Origin of the sequence: Catellatospora chokoriensis (assembly GCF_011297315.1) — a bacterium.
GTDB classification, from domain to species: domain Bacteria; phylum Actinomycetota; class Actinomycetes; order Mycobacteriales; family Micromonosporaceae; genus Catellatospora; species Catellatospora citrea.
The window spans coordinates 51,210-68,793 of the sequence record NZ_JAAOTI010000007.1 but is presented as its reverse complement, the minus strand read 5'-3'; the positions used below and the strand labels follow the sequence as shown (position 1 = coordinate 68,793).

Annotated in this window: 15 protein-coding genes; 5 read left to right on the top strand and 10 right to left on the bottom strand. The window is 72.2% G+C overall.

Going from position 1 to position 17,584, the window contains the following annotated elements:
- Positions 1-40: 40 nt before the first annotated feature.
- Together HAV39_RS12650 and HAV39_RS12645 are read right to left on the bottom strand one after the other, a co-directional pair.
- Positions 41-1,939: an adenylyl cyclase gene (locus HAV39_RS12650; protein WP_191839555.1), complete on the bottom strand. Its 1,899-nt coding sequence runs from the start codon at positions 1,937-1,939 to the stop codon at positions 41-43.
- Positions 1,940-2,226: 287 nt separating this feature from the next.
- Positions 2,227-3,288: a saccharopine dehydrogenase family protein gene (locus HAV39_RS12645; RefSeq protein ID WP_191839395.1), complete on the bottom strand. Its 1,062-nt coding sequence runs from the start codon at positions 3,286-3,288 to the stop codon at positions 2,227-2,229.
- A gap of 95 nt (positions 3,289-3,383) precedes the next feature.
- On the opposite strand from HAV39_RS12645, the gene HAV39_RS12640 reads away from it, so the two are divergent.
- Positions 3,384-4,340, top strand: coding sequence for a helix-turn-helix domain-containing protein (locus HAV39_RS12640; protein WP_191839394.1), 957 nt, complete (start codon positions 3,384-3,386; stop codon positions 4,338-4,340).
- A 235-nt stretch (positions 4,341-4,575) separates the two neighbouring features.
- Entirely contained in the window at positions 4,576-5,349 is a 774-nt protein-coding gene (locus HAV39_RS12635; RefSeq protein ID WP_191839393.1) for a class I SAM-dependent methyltransferase, read from the top strand.
- Position 5,350: 1 nt separating this feature from the next.
- Here the strand turns inward: HAV39_RS12635 and HAV39_RS12630 are convergent, their stop codons facing one another.
- The 6 genes from HAV39_RS12630 to HAV39_RS12605 all read right to left on the bottom strand — a co-directional run bounded on the left by HAV39_RS12630 (position 5,351) and on the right by HAV39_RS12605 (position 10,797).
- A complete protein-coding gene (locus HAV39_RS12630; protein ID WP_191839392.1) occupies positions 5,351-6,082 on the bottom strand; it encodes an ABC transporter permease in 732 nt (243 codons plus the stop codon).
- Complete coding sequence (locus HAV39_RS12625) at positions 6,082-7,005, bottom strand: ABC transporter ATP-binding protein (RefSeq protein WP_191839391.1); 924 nt, start codon at positions 7,003-7,005, stop codon at positions 6,082-6,084. The genes HAV39_RS12630 and HAV39_RS12625 overlap by 1 nt, the downstream gene beginning before the upstream one ends.
- A gap of 90 nt (positions 7,006-7,095) precedes the next feature.
- Positions 7,096-7,755, bottom strand: a complete 660-nt coding sequence (locus HAV39_RS12620) for a response regulator (RefSeq protein WP_191839390.1) — start codon at positions 7,753-7,755, stop codon at positions 7,096-7,098.
- Positions 7,752-8,915: a sensor histidine kinase gene (locus HAV39_RS12615; RefSeq protein WP_191839389.1), complete on the bottom strand. Its 1,164-nt coding sequence runs from the start codon at positions 8,913-8,915 to the stop codon at positions 7,752-7,754. The genes HAV39_RS12620 and HAV39_RS12615 overlap by 4 nt, the downstream gene beginning before the upstream one ends.
- A 131-nt stretch (positions 8,916-9,046) precedes the next feature.
- Positions 9,047-9,883, bottom strand: a complete 837-nt coding sequence (locus tag HAV39_RS12610) for an ABC transporter permease subunit (protein WP_191839388.1) — start codon at positions 9,881-9,883, stop codon at positions 9,047-9,049.
- On the bottom strand, positions 9,880-10,797 hold the full coding sequence (locus tag HAV39_RS12605) for an ABC transporter ATP-binding protein (protein WP_120315008.1): 918 nt from the start codon (positions 10,795-10,797) through the stop codon (positions 9,880-9,882). Before HAV39_RS12605 ends, HAV39_RS12610 begins: the two co-directional genes overlap by 4 nt.
- A gap of 211 nt (positions 10,798-11,008) precedes the next feature.
- Between HAV39_RS12605 and HAV39_RS12600 the strand changes: the two genes are divergently transcribed.
- On the top strand, positions 11,009-12,187 hold the full coding sequence (locus tag HAV39_RS12600) for a serine hydrolase domain-containing protein (protein WP_191839387.1): 1,179 nt from the start codon (positions 11,009-11,011) through the stop codon (positions 12,185-12,187).
- A gap of 93 nt (positions 12,188-12,280) precedes the next feature.
- Here the strand turns inward: HAV39_RS12600 and HAV39_RS12595 are convergent, their stop codons facing one another.
- Together HAV39_RS12595 and HAV39_RS12590 are read right to left on the bottom strand one after the other, a co-directional pair.
- A complete protein-coding gene (locus HAV39_RS12595) occupies positions 12,281-13,552 on the bottom strand; it encodes a YibE/F family protein (RefSeq protein WP_239120342.1) in 1,272 nt (423 codons plus the stop codon).
- A gap of 183 nt (positions 13,553-13,735) precedes the next feature.
- Positions 13,736-13,921 carry a hypothetical protein gene (locus tag HAV39_RS12590; protein ID WP_191839386.1) on the bottom strand — a complete coding sequence of 62 codons (186 nt, stop codon included), beginning with the start codon at positions 13,919-13,921 and terminating at the stop codon, positions 13,736-13,738.
- A gap of 155 nt (positions 13,922-14,076) precedes the next feature.
- Here HAV39_RS12590 and HAV39_RS12585 point away from each other — a divergent pair, with 155 nt between their 5' ends.
- Complete coding sequence (locus HAV39_RS12585; protein ID WP_191839385.1) at positions 14,077-15,291, top strand: low temperature requirement protein A; 1,215 nt, start codon at positions 14,077-14,079, stop codon at positions 15,289-15,291.
- Positions 15,292-15,359: 68 nt separating this feature from the next.
- On the top strand, positions 15,360-17,522 hold the full coding sequence (locus HAV39_RS12580) for a DEAD/DEAH box helicase (protein WP_191839384.1): 2,163 nt from the start codon (positions 15,360-15,362) through the stop codon (positions 17,520-17,522).
- Positions 17,523-17,584 lie beyond the last annotated feature (62 nt).

Genomic DNA, 17,584 nt, shown 5'->3' with positions numbered 1-17,584 from the left:
GGGACATCGCCCCGGCCGGCCGCGACATACGGCACCCGCGTTACGGGGCCGGGTACTGCGTGACGTACACCGGTGCGCCGATGCGGGTCGTGTCAGCCGGGTCGCCGAGCCCGTTGACCACGTGGTCGATCGTGCCCGCGCTGAGGTTGACGGTCATGATGTGGTGCAGGTTGATGCCCGGCCGGTTCGGCACCTCGAAGCCGTTCTCGGTGTGGATGGACGGGTTGTTCTGGTTGAACACGTAGACGCCGCCACCGTAGAGGGTGTGCTTGCGCACGTGGTCGCCGACCTTGTAACCCGCGTAGCCTTCGACGTCGCCGTTCATCCAGTCGGCCTGCGTCGGCGGGTCGTAGGGCAGCTCGTTCTGGTACAGGATGGTGCGGCCGTTCTCGCCGTTCCAGACGGTGTTGTACTTCTGGAAGTGCTCGACGAACAACCCGTTGGCATTGACGTTGTCACCGTTGATGACCGCGCCGTACCGGCCGGTGTTGGTGTTCCACCGCTGGGTGTCGGTGAAGCCCTCCACGCCGTGGTCGCCGCGCCACACCCAGGTGTGGTCGATGACCACGTTGTCGCTGTTGACCTCCAGCGCGGTGTCGGTCTTGCCGATGTGCGGACCGCCGACGCGGAAGTACACGTCCGACAGCGTGGTCGGGTTGCTCGCCTGCGACCAGCGCAGGAAGTTGTGCTTGCGGCCGACGCGCAGCAGCACCGGGGACTCCTTGAGACCCGCGTCGACGGTGACGCCCGCGATGATGACGCCGGGCACGTCGGCGACGTCGAGCGGCACGGAGCCGTTGACGGCGGTCAGCGTCGCCTGGCCCAGACCCAGCACCACGGTGTCGGGGCGCCAGACCTCGATGCTGCGGGCGATGTCGTACACACCCGGGGTGAGCAGCAGGTTCTTACCAAGCGCCAGCGCCACGTTGATCTTCGTGACGGAGTCGCCGGGCTTGGCGACGTAGAAGTCGCTCAGCGGCACGGTGCGGCCCGGGGTCAGGCCGTTCGCCCAAGAGACACCGCTGCTGTCGAACTTCGCCGACGGCACCCGCACCTGGTACTTGCCGTTGGCGTCCAGGAACAGGTACGGCTTCTCCCGGGTGACCGGGGTGGTGGCCAGGGTGGTGTAGGGCGGGTTCGGGAACGCCTCGTCGGTCGGGGCGCCGACCACACCGGTGAACACCTGGTTCCACACGCCGTTGGACCAGCCGGCCACCTCGCTGTTGCGGGTCAGCCACTGCTGCTGCGAGCCGCTGACCACGAACGGCAGCTTCGAGTCGGCGATGAAACCGCCGCTGGCGTACTGCGGGCCGGCGGTGCAGTAGTCCATCAGCGACAGGTTCGCCCCGGTGATGTTGAGCCGGCGCATCGAGACCGCCTGTGACACCCCCCAGAAGTTCGCCGAGCCGCGGCAGCCGTCCTGCCCGGCGGAGTTGACGTTGATCGTCAGGTTGGACAGGGTGCGCCAGAAGTTGACCAGCGCGAGGCAGTTGCTGGTGCCGCCGTCGGCCAGGCAGCGGTTGTAGACCTCGACCTTGCCGTTGATCACGACGTCGGTCGGCGACGCGCCGAGGCCGGCGATCTCGGTGTAGTAACCCACCTTCACCTGGAGGGGCTGCTCCGCGGTGCCGTAGGTGCCGGGCTTGAACAGGAACGCGTACCGGTTGGGCGCCATCTCGGCGTCGACCTGTGCCGTGTGCACCGCGTCCAGGGTGGCCTGGATCTGGCTGACGGGCATGCTCGGGTCGAAGACGGTGACGTTCGCGCCGAAGTTCGGCGCGGCGGCCGACGGCGGGGTCGCGGCGGCGGCCGGGCCACTGGCGCCGGCGACGACGATCGCCGCGGCGAGCGTCGCCTTCAAGCCGAGCGCCACCTTCCGGCGTACGGCGCCGGTGCCCGGGGACGGTGCCGCTACGGCACTGCCGGGACTCGTGCTCATCATGGAGTGCAGGTCCTCTCTGCTGGACGGCTCGGCACGGTGACAGCGCTCTCGCCCATGCGAGTGAGGCGTGACATGGATTTTCGATGTCGGAGAGAGCGCTCTCCCGTGCCAATCCTCTGGAGCGTAGCGGAGCGGACTCATTCTGGAAATCTCCGTTGTGGACGCTGACGCATCGATCCCGGTTTGCCGGAACAGCAGGCTTCCTCGCATCTCGCCCCGCTTGGCACCGACCGTCCATCCCGGCCGACGGGGCCGATGACGGCCCCGCCCGCTACGCCCGGAGATCAGGCGAACTGCGGCACCCGAGACTCCTGGCGCGCAGTGACCGACAGGTGCGCCGACAGCGCGTCGAGGAAGTCAGGCGCGTCGAAGATCTCCCCGGCGGAGGCGACGCCACTCGTCCGCGTCTGCCCGTCGAGGATGCGCCGGACCGCTTCGACCGCCAGCGGCGCGCTGATGGCGTAGATGTCCTGGCCGACGGCGACGACGCGGCGCTGCGTGTCACCGGAGCGCACGACGACGTCCACGGTGAACGTCTGCGCGGACCGGCCGAGCTCGTCGACCGCGGCCGGTGCGGGCGTGTCCACGGCGGCCAGGTCCCGCGCCGCGGCGGTGGTCATGTATGTGCGCACCTCGGGAATGGACAGGTGGCTGGGCACGGTGACTACGTCGGCCATCGTGAACTCGCCGAACACGGGCCGCGGGCCCATCGGTGCGGGGAAGTCCCAGTCCAGGGTCGGCAGGTCGCCCTCGGCCGCGTAGTACTCCAGCCGTCCGCCGGTGTGGCGGACACGCCGGCCGTCGCGGCGCTCGCGGGAGACGGTGCCGGAGACGCGGGTCCCGGCCGTCGGGTGCCAGCTGTTCAGCCCGTACGCGACGTGCGCCTCGTCGGCCGCCGTCCAGTCGCCCATCGCCGTCGTGACCAGCAGGTCGCCGAGTCCGCCGAAGAAGGCCATCGCCGGGACCACCGCCACGCCCGCCGCCTCGGCGCGGTCGGCGAAGTGCGTGAACGTGTCGACGTTGGCCTCGATCTCGGCCGCCACGTCCACGTACGGGATCGCGGCGCGCAGGGCGGCCTCGATCACGGGACCCGCGGTCGAGGCGAACGGGCCGGCGCAGTTCACGACCGCGGCCACGCCCCGCAACGCCCGGTCGAGCGAGGCCGGGTCGTCGACCGACGCCACCCGGTGTGCGAGCCCGGGATGCTCCTGCGCCATCGTGCGGAGCCTGCCCGCGTCGCGGCCGAGCAGCACCGGGACGAAGCCCTGCGCGCGCAACTCCGCCACCACGAACCGGCCGGTGTGCCCGTATGCGCCGAACACCGCCACCGTCTGCTTCGTACTCATCTGCCTTGCCCCTTAAAGATCGACTAAAACCATCCTCCCGTCGGCGGCCGGTCCCGGCGAGTGTCTGGAACGCCAAGCCCCATACACTTTCGGACATGGCCACCATCGCGCTCGCCGCCACCGACGGGATGCTGCACTTCGAGCTCGCCATGGCCTGCGAGATCTTCGTCCGCGACCCCTCCGGCCTGGCCGACCCGTGGTACGACCTCGTGGTCTGCGGCCCGGGCCCGGTCCGGATCGGCAGATTCCACCTGGAACCCGACGCCGGCCTGGACCGCCTGGCCCGCGCCGACACCGTGATCATTCCGGCCGTGGCGGACATCGACGTGGACCTGCCGTCCGGCCTGGTCGACGCCGTCCGCGCAGCCCACGAGGCGGGCGCCCGGATCGTCTCGCTGTGCACGGGCGCGTTCGTGCTGGCCGCCGCCGGCGTGCTGGACGGGCTGCGGGCGACCACGCACTGGGCCCACACCGACGAGCTGGCCGCCCGCCATCCCCGGGTGACGGTGGACCCCGACGTGCTCTACGTCGACAACGGCAACGTGCTCGCCTCCGCCGGCAAGGCCGCCGCGATCGACCTGTGCCTGCACCTCATCCGCCGCGACCACGGCTCGACGGTCGCCAACGCCGTCGCCCGCCGGCTGGTGGTGCCGCCGCACCGGGCGGGCGGCCAGGCCCAGTTCGTCACCACGCCGGTGCCCGCCCGCGACGACCATCCCCTGGCCGACCTGCTCCCCTGGGCGCTGGAACGCCTGGACCGCCCGCTGACCGTGGAGGACCTGGCCCGCCAGACGAACATGAGCTCACGCAACCTGGCCCGCCACTTCAAGTCGGCGACGGGCACCACCCCGCTGCAATGGCTGTCGACGCAGCGCATCCGCCGCGCCCAGGAGCTGCTGGAGAACACCGACAGCAGCATCGACGCCATCGCGGAGGCGGCCGGCATGGGCACCGCCACCACGCTGCGCCGCCACTTCCACCGCACCGTCGGCGTGCCTCCGGATGCCTACCGCCGCACCTTCCGCACCGCCTGGCCCCTGCCCGAGTCGTGAGCCGCCTGTCCGATCGGCAGGCTGACGGTCGCGCTCAGCGGAGGTGACCGGCTGTCCCGTCCCGGCGTGCCGGAGAACCGGCTGACCCGTCCCGGCGTGGCGGGGAAATCGTGGTGCCCGCCCGGCCGGCACGATGGCAGACTGCCCAGGTGGACGACATCGCACAGGCGACAACCGGACCTGCGGTATGACCGGCCGATCGACGACTCCGGAAGCGGCGCGACCGCACCGCCGGATGTCGTTCAACGCGGCCGCGAGCACCTACCAGCGCGGCCGGCCGCCGTACCCGGACGCGGTGTTCGACCTGCTGGCCCGCCGCTGCGGGCTGCGGCCGGGCGCGCGGGTGCTGGAGATCGGCGCGGGCAACGGGCTGGCGACCGGGCCGCTGCTGGCAGCCGGGGCGCACGTGGTCGCGGTGGAACCCGGCGCGAACCTCGCCGCGATCCTCACCGACAACCATGCGTGCGACCGGCTCGAAGTGATCGTCGCCGACTTCGAGACCGCGACCACCACCGGCGGCTTCGACCTGGCGGTGGCGGCGACGGCGCTGCACTGGCTCGACCCCGCCACCTCGACCGAGAAGATCGGCGGCCTGGTCCGGCCGGGCGGGTGGCTGGCCGCCTGGTGGACCGACTTCGGCGACGTCAGCCGGCCGACACCGTTCCGCGACCGGCTCGACGAGGTGTACCGCGACCTGCTGCCCGCCGAAGCCGGCTACCGGCAGAGCCGCTCGTACATGCTCGACACGGACCGGTGGCGCGGGCAGCTGACCGCCGGCGGCTGGTTCGGCGACGTCGCCGTCGAGGTCATCGCCTGGCAGCAGACCCTGACCCCGGAGACCGCACGCGACCTGTGGTCGACGTTCCCGAACATCGCCGAACTCGCCCCGGCCGACCGCGAGCAGTTCCTGACCCGGCTCGCCGCGCTCATCGAGGACGAGGGCGGGCAGGTCGACGATCCGCGCCTGACCGTCGTCTACACCGCCGCCCGCACCGCACGGACGTCCTGACTCAGCTGCGGCCGAGCCGGCGGATGGCGAGGACCCAGGCGACGGCTGCGAGCGCCGCCAGTAAACCGAGCGCGGTCAGGTCGTTGCCGTCGCCGAGCCACGGTCGGCGGATGCTGTCGACGAGCAGTCCGGTCGGGGTGTAACCGGCGACGGTGTTGACGGCGGCGGGCAGGCGGCCTGGCGGTGGTCCGCCACCGACCAGGAAGAAGGTGCCGAAGAACAGCACCAGGCCGACGCCCTGGGCGGCTCGGGCCGACGGCAGCAGCGACCCGAGCAGCGTGCCGAGGGCGGAGAAGGCGATGACGCCGACGGCGAACGCGGTGACCACACCGGCGACGTCACGCGGGGCGGCCAGGTCGAACCCGGTGTAGGCGATCACCAGCTGGACGGTGGCGCCGACGACGGCCAGCACGGCCATCACGACGACCTGGGATCCGGCCACCGCACGGCCGGCCAGGCCGGCGGCCTGGAACCGGCGCAGCACGCCGCTGTCACGGTAGGCGGCGAGGTGGGCGGGGGTGCCCATGAAGCCCAGGACCGCGATGGCCGCCGCGAGGTATGCCGTGACGTAGAAGACCGTGCCGTCGCCGCCCCCGAACACCGGGGACGTCTCGCCGCCGAAGGAGACGAGCAGCAGCACCATCATCGTGACCGGGAAGGCCAGGCTGAAGACCAGCACCAGCGGCTCCCTGGTCAGCAGCTTGAGCTCGGTCCATACCAGCTGTCCGGTCATCACTGGGCTCCTTCGTCCAGGCGACGGCCGGTCAGGGCGAGGAAGACGCCCTCCAGCCTGGGATGGTGGGTGCGGAAGTCGTCGGGGAACAGGCCGTGTTCGGCGAGCGCCGCGGCGACCCTGACCGCGGCCGGGCCGGTGCCCTCGACGGTGACGCGGCCCCCGTCGACGGTCACCGCCGTGACCCCGGGCAGCAGGCGCAGGAAGGTCACGTCGCTCGGGCCGGCGGTGAACGTGGTGCGGACCGCCCCGCCGTGGCGCGCGGCGAGCGCGGCCGGGGTGTCGAGCGCGACGACGCGCCCGCCGTCGACGACGGCGACCCGGTCGCACAGCGCCTCGGCCTCCTCCATCAGATGGGTGACCAGGACGACGGTGGCGCCGCGGTCGCGGACCCGGCGTACGAGGTCCCAGGTGGTGCGCCGGGCGACGGGGTCCAGACCAGTGGTGAGCTCGTCGAGGAACACGATCTCGGGGCTGCCGAGCATGGCCAGGGCGAGGAACAGCCGCTGCCGCTGGCCGCCGGACAGGGCGCCGTAAGCGCGGCGGCGCAGCGCGGTCAGACCCCAGGTCTCCAGTGTGTGCGCCACGTCGACGGACTGGTCGCCGGTGAAGCGGCGGCCGAACAGTGTGATCGCCTCGCCGGCCCGGAGCCGGTCCGGCAGTGCCGCCGACTGGAGCTGGGCGCCGATCCGGCGGCGCAGGCGGCCGACGTCGCGGTCCGGGTCGAGCCCGAGCACCGCCAGCTTGCCGCCGTCGCGGGGACGCAGACCCTGCAGGCATTCGACCGTCGTGGTCTTGCCGGCTCCGTTCGGGCCGAGGATCCCGAAGATCTCCCCGCGCCGTACGGACAGGCTGACGTCGGCGACCGCCGTGACGGGGCCGTACCTCTTGTGGAGCCGCTCCACGTCGATCACGGTTTCCATGCACCGCACGGTACGAGCGCACGGGACCGCCGTCGTCGGCGAAACGAGGCACCGCCGCCTCACACTTTCGAGGTACGCGGTGCCGTGGCCCTACTCCCCCGGGCGGACCAGCCCGGTCTCGTATGCCAGCGCCGCGGCCTGAACCCGGCTGCTCAGACCGAGCTTGGTCAGCATCCGGGAGACGTGGGTCTTGGTGGTGAGCTCGGAGATCTGCAGCAGTGCGGAGATCTCCCGGTTGGACCGGCCGCGCGCGACGAGGCCGAGGACCTCGCGTTCCCGGTCGGTGAGCAGGTCGAGCCCGGCGGGCACGGGCCGGTCCCGGACGATGCGGGCGGCGATGAGGCGGTCGACGAGGCGTCGGGTGGTCACCGGCGAGATGACCGTGCCACCGCGGGCCGCGGCCCGGATCGCGTCGAGCAGCTGCGTCGGCGGGGTGTCCTTGACGAGGAACCCGGCGGCGCCGGCTTCCAGGGCGTCGAAGGCGTTCTCGTCGGTGTCGAACGTGGTGAGGATGAGCACTTCGGGTGGTTCGGCCAGGGCCCGGATCCGCCGGGTCGCCTCGATGCCGTTGACGCCCGGCATGCGGATGTCCATCAGCATGACGTCGAGCCGGTGGCTGCGGGCGAGCTCGACGGCGGCGGCTCCGTCGCCGGCCTCCCCCACGACGTCCAGACCCGCGTCCGCGTCGAGCAGCGCCCGGAACCCGGCCCGGACCAGTTCCTGGTCGTCCACGACCGCGACGCGGATCATGACAGGGCCTCCCGAACGAGTGTCCCGTGGTCCGGCTCCTCGGGTGTCAGCGGAAACCGGGCGGTGACGGCGAATTCCTCGCCCTCGCCGGTGATCTGCAGCCGGCCGTCGTAGAGCGCGACGCGCTCTGCCATGCCCCGCAGGCCCTGGCCCGGCACCACGGTCCGGCCGAACGGGCCACCCGTGTTGCGGACCTCGATCTCCAGATGTTCCGGCAGGTAGCGGATCGTCACCCAGGCTGGTGCCCCGGAGGCGTGTTTGGCCACATTGGTCAATGCCTCCTGGGCCAGGCGGTAGACGGCCAGTTCGAGGCCGGTCGGCGCCGGACGGTGGACGCCGTGCACGGTGAGCGTGACCGGCACCTGTGACTCACGCGCCTGTTCGATCAACCGGTCCAGGTCGCGCAGGCCCGGCTGCGGCTCGGGCAGGGGCGCCCGCGGATCGGGGTCGCTCAGGACGGCCAGCATGCGGCGCATCTCCGACAGCGCCTCGCGGCCGGTGCTCTCGATGACCCGCAGCGCGGCGGCCGCCTCGGCGGGGCGCGAGTCCAGCAGGTGCGCGCCCACCCCGGCGCGTACGGTGATCACGCTCATCGCGTGCGCGATGACGTCGTGCAGCTCCCGGGCGATCCGGGCCCGCTCGTCGGCCACGGCACGATCCGCGAGTTCACGGCGTGCCTGCTCCAGCGCCGCCGTCCGGGACTCCAGCTGCGCGGCGTAGGACCGGCGGTCGGCCAGTGCGGCGCCCAGCGCCCACACCACGACGAACATCACCGCGACGTACCCGATCTCGGCTTCGGGCGCCCGCCAGAAAACCGCCGCGACCAGCATCCAGGCCGGCGCGAGCAGGCCGAGCGCGCGGACCCGGAGCGGCCGGGCCCACGTGCCGACCGCGTACATCGCGGCGACCGCCGGCAGCGACTGCAGCAGGTGCGGTTCATGGCCGAGCAGCATCCAGCACGGGTACGCGACGCTGAGCAGGGCCAGCACCGCGAGCGGGTAACGCCGCAGCAGGAGCAGCGGCAACGTGTTCAGGGCGACGAGCAGCAGGTCGAGTGGCTGTCCGTCCGGGCCGAGGTCGCCGAGCCGCCACGCGGAGAGCGTGAAGACCGCCGTGAGAACGGCGGTGAGCGTGCGCAGGCCTCGTGACGTGCCGATCATCGCGGCCGACGCTACACGTCCCGGCAGCAGGACGGAATGTCCAGGTCATGCCCACCGCTGGGGCGCTCCGGTCCGGCGAAGTCGGTAGTCCGGGGCCGCTCCACCAAGGGGAGCGGCCCCGGACAACGGGCTCAGGACACGTCGCGCGAGCGGGTGAGCAGCGTGCCGACGAGGCCGGTGACGACGGCCCAGCCGACCAGCACCAGCGCGCCGACCCAGTACGCGGGCTGGCCGGGAAGGTTGGCGCCGCTGGTCATGAGGTTCGACGCCAGCGACGGCATCGCCCACTGGACGTTGGCGAGCCAGTCCCAGTCCAGCGCGGTCGTCAGCAGGTTCACGATGATCGACACGGCGGCCGTGCCCACCGTGTAGACGACCATCGCGGTGACGGTGGCGCCGATCTGGCTGCGGATGAGCACCCCGATGCCGATGCCGATCAGTGCCCACAGCGCGTACGCCAGGCCGTTGAGCAGGACGGCCCGGATGACCTCGCTGTCGCCCAGGGCCGGAGTGATGCCCTCGGATTCGAGGAAGATCGCGGTCGCCGGCACGGTCAGCGCCGTGGTCACCAGCCACAGCACGATGCCGAAGACGCCGCCCGCCACCGCCTTGGCCACGATCACCGAGGTCCGGTGCGGGGTCGACAGGAACGTCGTGGTCGCGGTCTGGTGGTGGAACTCGTTCGTCACGGTGATGATGCCCAGGAGCATGACGAACATCAACCCGAAGTACTGCCCCGAGGTGACCATGTAGGAGGTCAGCGCGACGGGATCGGCCAGCGCCTTCAGCACCGCGGCCTGCTCGGGGTCCATGGTCTGGCCCGCCTCGGTCGGCGGCTCCAGCACGAAGTGCATGTTCAGCGCGTTGGCCGCGAACGCCACCACGAGCAGGCCCATCGCGCCGAGCGCGAACAGCCACCACACGTTGGTCGTACGGATCTTCAGGAATTCGCTGCGGACGAGCCTCACCGGATCGCCTCCTTGCCCGCTGTGAGGTCGAGGAAGACGCGCTCCAGGTCGGGGCGTTCGGTGACCAGTTCGTGGATGGCGACCCCGGCGCGCAGCGCGGCGTCGCCGACCTGCTCGGCGGTGACGCCGGTCAGCACCAGCGCGCCGTTCTCGCCGCTGCTGCTGCCGACGCCGTCGAGCGCGCCGAGCAGTTTGTCGGGGTGCGGGGTGCGCACGCGTACCGTGCCCACACTGCCCGCGTTGCCGATCACCTCGGCGACCGGGCCCTGCGCGACCAGCCGGCCCGCCGCGATGATGACGACGTCGTCGGCGAGCAGCTCCATCTCCGACAGCAGGTGGCTGGAGACGAGGATGGTGCGGCCTTCGCCGGCGAGTTTCTGCAGCAGGTCGCGCATCCAGCGGATGCCCTCGGGGTCCAGGCCGTTGGCCGGCTCGTCGAGGATGAGCACCCGCGGGTCGCCGAGCATGGCCGCGGCGATGCCGAGCCGCTGCCGCATACCCAGCGAGTAGCCCTTGAACTTGCGCTTGGCCGCGGGGGTCAGCCCGACCAGCTCCATCGCCTCGTCGGCGCGGGAGGCCGGCAGACCGGCGGCGGCGCAGATGACCCGCAGGTGGTTGCGACCGGTGCGGCCCTTGTGCGCGCTCGACGCCTCCAGCACGGCGCCGACCGCGCGCAGCGGCTCGGCGAGGTCGGCGTAGCGGGAGCCGCCGATCGTCGCGGTGCCCGCGTTGGGCGACACCAGATTCAGGATCATTCGTAACGTAGTGGTCTTGCCTGCGCCGTTCGGTCCGAGGAAGCCGGTCACCCGTCCCGGCTTGATGGTGAACGAGAGTCCGTCGACGGCTTTGACCTGTTTGTAATGTTTGGTCAGGCCGGACACGACGATCTCACCATCGGTGATCACATTGCCCATCCGCACAGTGTGCTTGGCCGAGGCAAGTACGGCCACCGCGATTGCGTCACGATTCCCCCAACAACCGTCGGCGAAGACGATGCGGGGCGCGCTCTCCGCCGCCAGGACGACGGCGGAGTCCCCCGCGGGACCGAGGACCGCGTCCCTCGCCGGACTGACGGCACGTGCCCGCAGATGGGGCAGCATGGCTTCTGTCCAAAGGGGAGGAATGATGACCAGAACGCCCATCCGTGCCGTCCTCGGCGCCGCCATCACCGTGAGCCTGCTGGCCGGGGCCGCACCCGCCGCCGCCACCGGCTCGACCCTGCGCCCGCAACTGGAGGCGATCACCGCCGCCGGCATGCCCGGCGTGTTCGCCGAGGCCGTCGACGGCCGGCACCGCCAGTCGGCGGCCGCCGGGGTCGCCGACGTCAGCACCGGCGCGCCCACCCGGCCCGGCATGCGCCACCGCGTCGGCAGCATCACCAAGACCTTCACCGCGACCGTCCTGCTCCAGCTCGTCGGGGAGGGCAAGCTGCGGCTCGACGCCCCGATCGGCCGCTACCTGCCGGCGTACGCCGTCGACGGGGTCACCGTGAGGATGCTGCTCAACCACACCAGCGGCATCGCCGACTACGACCACGTCATCTTCGCCACCGACGTCCTGCTGGAGGAGAACCGCCACCGCACGTTCACCCCGGCCGAGCTCGCCGCGATCGGGCTGGGCCAGCCCCCGACGGACGTGCCGGGCGCGGCCTGGTCCTACTCCAACACCAACTACGTGCTCGCCGGGATGATCCTGGAGAAGATCACGGGGCGGTCCGTGGCACACGAGATCACCAAGCGGATCATCAAGCCGCTCGGCCTGCGCCACACCTACCTGCCCGGCACCGGCACCCGCATCCACGGCCCGCACGCCGCCGCCTACATCCCCTGGTACGACGGAGTGCTGCTCGACTTCGCCGACTACAACATGTCCTGGGCGTGGGCCGCCGGCGAGCTCGTCTCCACCACCGGCGACCTCAACATGTTCTACCGGGCGCTGCTGACCGGCAGGCTGCTGCGGCCCGCGCAGCTCGCCGAGATGCAGACGACGGTGCCGTGGGTGCCCGGCGCGCCCGAGTACGGCGGCTACGGCCTCGGGCTGTACTCGAACGCGCTGCCGTGCGGGCTGGCCTGGGGGCATGACGGCCTCGTGCTCGGCCACGCCACCATCTCCTGGCACAGCCCCGACGGCCGCCGCCAGGTCACCGTCGCGCAGAACATGACCCACTACGTCGCGCCGGGACAGCCCGACCCGATCGCCGACGCCACCATCGCGATGCTGGTCGCGCAGCTGTGCGGCGAGCAGCCGGCCACGGCCCGCACCGCCGTACGCCCGCACCTCGCCGATCAGGCCTTCCGCCGCTGAGTCACGCCGGCGCGGCACGGGTCCCGCGCCGCGCCGGCGTCTGCGCCACCCGGGTAGTCGCGAACCCGGTGCCGGTTCCGGCAAGCGGCCGGCTCAGACCGTTCGGTCGTGCTCCGCCCAGGCCCGCGACGGCTGCGGGCGCGGGTGGGCGTCGTGGTCAGCGGGCAGGCCCCACGCCTGTTCAAGATCGTCGACCCGCCGGGGCCGCGGGCGGCGGGTCGCCGTCGCGTCGCCCGTCCCCCGGCTGACCAGGGCGGCCAGCGCGGTGGTGATCGGCACCGCGGCGATCAGGCCGATCGTGCCGACCGCTGAACGCACGATCTCCTGCGCCAGGAACTCGTTGGTCAGCATCTCCCCCAGCGGCGCGCCGCCCGCGGTCAGCAGCAGCAGGGTGGGCAGCGACGCACCGGCGTACGCCAGCACGATGGTGTTGATGACCGAGGTGATGTGCGCCCGGCCGACCCGCGACGCCGCCCGGTAGAGGCCGGTGAAGCCCAGCTTCGGGTTGGCGGCCGCGAGTTCGGTGACGGTGTAGGCCTGGGTGACGGTGACGTCGTCGAGCACGCCGAGCGCGCCGATGAGGATGCCGGCCAGCAGCAGGCCCGCCATGTCGATGTCGGCGTTCACGAACGTGACGTACATCGACTCCTCGCTGGCCATGCCCGTCAGGTGCAGCAGCGACACCGACAGCGCCGACAGGCCGCCGGTCAGCGCGAGGGCGGTCAGCGTGCCCAGCACCGCCATCGAGGTGGGCGCGTTGATGCCGTGGGTGAGGTACAGCACCACCAGCATGATCACTGCCGAGCCGACGATGGCGACCAGCAGCGGCGAACTGCCCTGCAGGATCGCCGGCACGACGAACATCAGCAGCACCGCGAACGTGAACGCGAGCCCGACCAGCGCGAACACGCCGCGCCAGCGGCCGAACGCGATCACGGCGCCGACGAACGCCAGGGCCAGCGCCCACAGCCCGTCGGTGCGGTCGTGGTCGACGATCTCGTACCTGATCGCGCCTTCCTGGTCGATCGACTCGGTCTCCATCACGATGACCTTGTCGCCGGCCTCGACCTCGGCCGCACCCGGACCCGACGGGATCGAGGTGGTGACCACCTTGCCGTCGGCGAGCCGCACGACCACCTCTCCACACGCCGGTGGCGCGGTCTGCTCCGGGGTCTGCACCGGTGGCTCCGCGGCGTCGGCACAGTCGACGACGCGGACCCCCGCCACGACGCCGTCGTGGTTGACGGCCCCGGTCCAGGGCTCGGTCTTGAGGTCGCCCGGCCACAGCAGGAGCAGGCCGACGAGGGTGGCCACGGCTGCGGGGATCAGGGCGATCATCGTCAGCCGGGTGGCCCGCCGGCTCACCGGAACGGCATGGGAATGATCGTGAGAGTGGGAGTGACCTGGGTCACCGGCGGGGGTGTGCGGGTCGTGCGAGGGGGTCACCGGCGCTCCTCGGCGGTTCGGCAGCCGCCGTGCCCGGGGGCGGGGCCACGCGGCGTCGATGTCAACGTCCGGCCAAGTAAATCACGCAGCTCAGGATGGCCCTCATGGCGAGAACCAGTCGCGCCGGGCACGCACCCGGTTCACCGCGACCAGCGCGAGTCCGGCGACGACGGCCAGGCCCAGCGTCTGGACGGCAGCGAGCCGGTCCGCGGAACCGACCCGGACCGCGAGGCCGCACGCCACCACCAGGACACCGATGAGGATCAGCAACCTGCCCAGGCGGCTCAACCGCACCTCCCCGGCGCACGGAGTCAGGACCACATGCTTGCCGAGGCGTCTCGCCGCCGCAACAGGCACGCGAGTCCGATGTGGCCGGATGAGAAAGTTGTCGGGCGGCGCGCGGCCCCATAGCGTTGCCGGGCAGCCTCACCACAGGGAGTCACGTGAACCACCCACCGGTCGCCGCAGACCCCGTCGCCGACGCCCCGGCCACCCCGGCCGCCCACCACGAGGAGCAGCGCGTCGCCTGGGCCGAGTTGTTCTTCGACCTGATCTGGGTGTTCGCGATCACGCAGATCACCACCACGCTGGCCGGCGCGCACAGCGCGGGCGAGGCCGCTCGCACCGTGCTGCTGTTCCTGCCCCTGTGGTGGGGCTGGGTGGGCACCACACTGGTGGCGAACCTGGCCGGCAGCCGTGTCGACCGGGCCGCGGGACGGCTCGTGCTGTTCGGCGCCGCCGGCTGCGGCCTGCTGGTCTCGGTGGCGATCGGGCAGGCGTACGGCGACCACGCGATCCTGTTCGCCGTCGCCTACGCCGTGCTGCGGCTGGTCCTGTGGGCGGTCCGCAGTGGACTTTCCGGCGCGTCCCGGCGCCCCACGCTGGAGCCGTTCGCGGTCGCGCTGTTCGTCAGCGCCCCACTGTACCTGGCCGGCGCCGTGCTCGGCGGCCCGTGGCAGACCGCGCTGTGGGTGACCGCCGCGCTCATCGAGCTGAGCAGCCCGCGGCTGCTCCGCCGAAGCCTCAGCGAGCTGCGGTTCGAGACGGCGCACCTGCCCGAGCGGTTCGGGCTGGTGCTGATCATCGCGCTGGGCGAGACCGTGGTGGCCACCGGAAACCAGGCCGCCGCGGGCCGCCTCGGCACCGCGGAGCTGGTCGCGCTGCTGCTCGCGTTCACGCTGATCGTGCTGCTGTGGTGGACGTACTTCCACTATGGCGCACCGGCGGTGCGGCACAGCCTCGAGCACACCCCCGCCCAGTCGCGCATCGTCACCGACGTCTTCAGCTACGCCCACCTCGGCTACGTCGTCGCGATCGTGGCGGTCGCGGTCGGCCTGAAGAAGCTGCTCGCCCATCCCCTGGACGTGCCGCACAGCCTGCCCGAGCTGCTGCTGGCACCCGGTGTCGCGCTGTACCTGTGGGGGTTCTGCTACGCGCGCTGGCGTATGTTCGGCGCGGCGACGGTGCAGCGCTTCACCGCCGCGGTCAGCTGCTGCGCCATCGCCGCCGCGGCCGTCGTGCTGCCGCTCGTGGCGACGGCCGCGCTGCTGGTCGCCGTCCTGTTCGCGCTCAACGGTTTCGAGGCCTGGCTCATCCGTACGCACCGGCCCCTGCCGCTGCTGCGGCTGCCCGGCCGCAGCTCCTCCGACGCGGGTTGACGCGCCTGCTCGTGGCGTGACGGCGTGGTCGGCTGGGCATGAGGATGTCGGAGTGAAAGGAGGTCACGATGGTCGCCGCTGCGCGCAGCCGTGAAGCGCGTGCCCTGGTCACCGACGCCGCGGACACGCAGCGGAGCGCCCGGACCCTGCTCGACGCCGAGCAGCGCCTCGTCACCGAGATCCGCGAACTCGCCACCGGCCACCGCCGCCGGCTGCTCGACGAGCGCCTGCACCAGGCCGACCTCACGCGGCTGCGGGAGGCGGCCGACGGCCGGCTGCGCCTCGGGCCGCTGCAGGCGGCGGGGATCACCACTGTCGGCCAGCTCATCGCCCGGCGCCACCAGCTGCACCAGTACCCCGGCATCGGGCGCACGACCGTAACCCAGCTCGAGGCCGCCATCGAGGCGCTGGCCGAGGCCGTCGAGGCCGACACCGTGCTGCGCCCCGACCCCGACCGCCGCTCGCCGGCCGACACCCACCTGCTGCGCTCGCTGCACCGGCTGGCCGTCGTACGCCGGCGCGTGCGGCCCGTGCTCGCCCGCGCCGGCGAGCTGCACGACGCCATCGCCGGCCGCATCGACGGCGCTCGGCGCGCCAACAGCCGCTGGCGGGGCCTGTTCCGCGGCCGCCAGGGCCGCCAGGCTGATCGCGAGGCACTGGCCGAGCTCGACGAGGCCCTGCGCTCGCGGCGGCTCGAGACCGCCCGCACCAGGGTGGTCGCGGCCACGACGGCGCTGTCCCGCGAGCCGACCGACAAGCAGCTGTGGCAGAGGTACCAGGCCGACGCCGCGACCTACCTGACCCTGCTGGCCGAGGTGACCGGCCGGGAGACCGGCGGGCGCGACCCGGCCGGGCACCTGCCGCCCGACGACGCCGCCCGCATCGACGAGCTGCGCCTGGACACCAGCCTGCTGAACTCCACGCTGCGCGGCTACCAGTCCTTCGGCGCCCGGTTCATGCTCGTGCAGCGGCGGGTGATCCTCGGCGACGAGATGGGCCTGGGCAAGACCGTCGAGACGCTCGCGGCCATGTGCCACCTGGCCGCGCGGGGCGAGCGGCATTTCCTGGTGGTCTGCCCGCCGAGCCTGGCCGGCAACTGGATGCACGAGATCAAACGGCACTGCAAGCTGACCCCGCGGCTGCTCTACGGCGGCGACGTCGCCAAGGCCAACGCGGCCTGGCGCGCACAGGGTGGCGTCGGCGTGACCACGTACACAGCCGTGGACCGGCTGGACCTCACCGGTGTCAAGGTCGCCATGGCCGCGTTCGACGAGGCCCACTACATCAAGAACCCGGAGGCCAAGCGCACCCGGCAGAGCCGCCGGCTCATCGAGCAGGCCGAGCGGGTCGCGCTGCTGACCGGCACGCCGCTGGAGAACCGGGTGACCGAGTTCGCCGTGCTCACCGAGCATGTCAACCCCGCCGTCGCCCGGCAGGCCGCCGCGGCGCCCTCGGCGGAGGCGTTCCGCCACGCCATCGCACCGGCATATCTGCGCCGCAACCAGTCCGACGTGCTCGCCGAGCTGCCCGCCCGGATCGAGAACGTGCTCCCGGTGACGCTGGCCGCCGACGAGGCCCGCGCCTACCGCAAGGCCGTCTGGGAGGGTCACTTCATGACCATGCGCCGGGCCACCTTCGGCGACCCGGCGAAGACCTCGTCCAAACTCGACCACATCCGCGAGATCACCGCCGAGGCGCTGGCCGAGGGGCACAAGGTCGTCGTGTTCTCGTACTTCCGCGACGTGCTCACCGCGGTCGCGGAGGCGCTGGGCGCGCGGGCGCACGGGCCCCTCACCGGCTCGACTCCCCCGCTGCAGCGCCAGCAGGTCATCGACGCGTTCACCGCCAGCCGGAAACCGGCCGTGCTGGTCAGCCAGATCGAGGTCGGCGGGGTCGGCCTGAACCTGCAGTCGGCTTCGGTGGTGATCCTCGTCGAGCCGCAGTGGAAGCCGAGCACCGAGGAGCAGGCCATCGCCCGCTGCCACCGGATGGGCCAGGTCCGGCCGGTGCAGGTGTTCCGGCTGATCGCCGAGGACACCGTGGACACCAGCGTGCGCGAGCTGGTGGCGGCCAAAGCCGCGATCTTCGACGAGTACGCCCGGCGCAGCGCGTTCAAGGACGCCAACGCGCAGGCGGTCGACGTGAGCGACAACGACAGCAAGCGCGCCGCCGCCGAGCGCCAGATCATCGAGAAGGAGCGGGCCCGCCTGCGGGACCAGGGCGACGAGTGACCCGGGGCGGAAGGCACCGCTGACCCGCACGATGATCAGCGGCTGCCGGGCCGGCCGCGCCA

What these genes read in the sequence shown, in the direction of transcription:
- HAV39_RS12630 (WP_191839392.1), bottom strand. Translation starts at nt 6,082, where the DNA reads ATGACCGGACAGCTGGTATGGACCGAGCTCAAGCTGCTGACCAGGGAG.
- HAV39_RS12650 (WP_191839555.1), bottom strand. Translation starts at nt 1,939, where the DNA reads ATGAGCACGAGTCCCGGCAGTGCCGTAGCGGCACCGTCCCCGGGCACC.
- HAV39_RS12645 (WP_191839395.1), bottom strand. Translation starts at nt 3,288, where the DNA reads ATGAGTACGAAGCAGACGGTGGCGGTGTTCGGCGCATACGGGCACACC.
- HAV39_RS12635 (WP_191839393.1), top strand. Translation starts at nt 4,576, where the DNA reads ATGTCGTTCAACGCGGCCGCGAGCACCTACCAGCGCGGCCGGCCGCCG.
- HAV39_RS12605 (WP_120315008.1), bottom strand. Translation starts at nt 10,797, where the DNA reads ATGGGCAATGTGATCACCGATGGTGAGATCGTCGTGTCCGGCCTGACC.
- HAV39_RS12640 (WP_191839394.1), top strand. Translation starts at nt 3,384, where the DNA reads ATGGCCACCATCGCGCTCGCCGCCACCGACGGGATGCTGCACTTCGAG.
- HAV39_RS12600 (WP_191839387.1), top strand. Translation starts at nt 11,009, where the DNA reads ATGACCAGAACGCCCATCCGTGCCGTCCTCGGCGCCGCCATCACCGTG.
- HAV39_RS12615 (WP_191839389.1), bottom strand. Translation starts at nt 8,915, where the DNA reads ATGATCGGCACGTCACGAGGCCTGCGCACGCTCACCGCCGTTCTCACG.
- HAV39_RS12580 (WP_191839384.1), top strand. Translation starts at nt 15,360, where the DNA reads ATGGTCGCCGCTGCGCGCAGCCGTGAAGCGCGTGCCCTGGTCACCGAC.
- HAV39_RS12620 (WP_191839390.1), bottom strand. Translation starts at nt 7,755, where the DNA reads ATGATCCGCGTCGCGGTCGTGGACGACCAGGAACTGGTCCGGGCCGGG.
- HAV39_RS12625 (WP_191839391.1), bottom strand. Translation starts at nt 7,005, where the DNA reads ATGGAAACCGTGATCGACGTGGAGCGGCTCCACAAGAGGTACGGCCCC.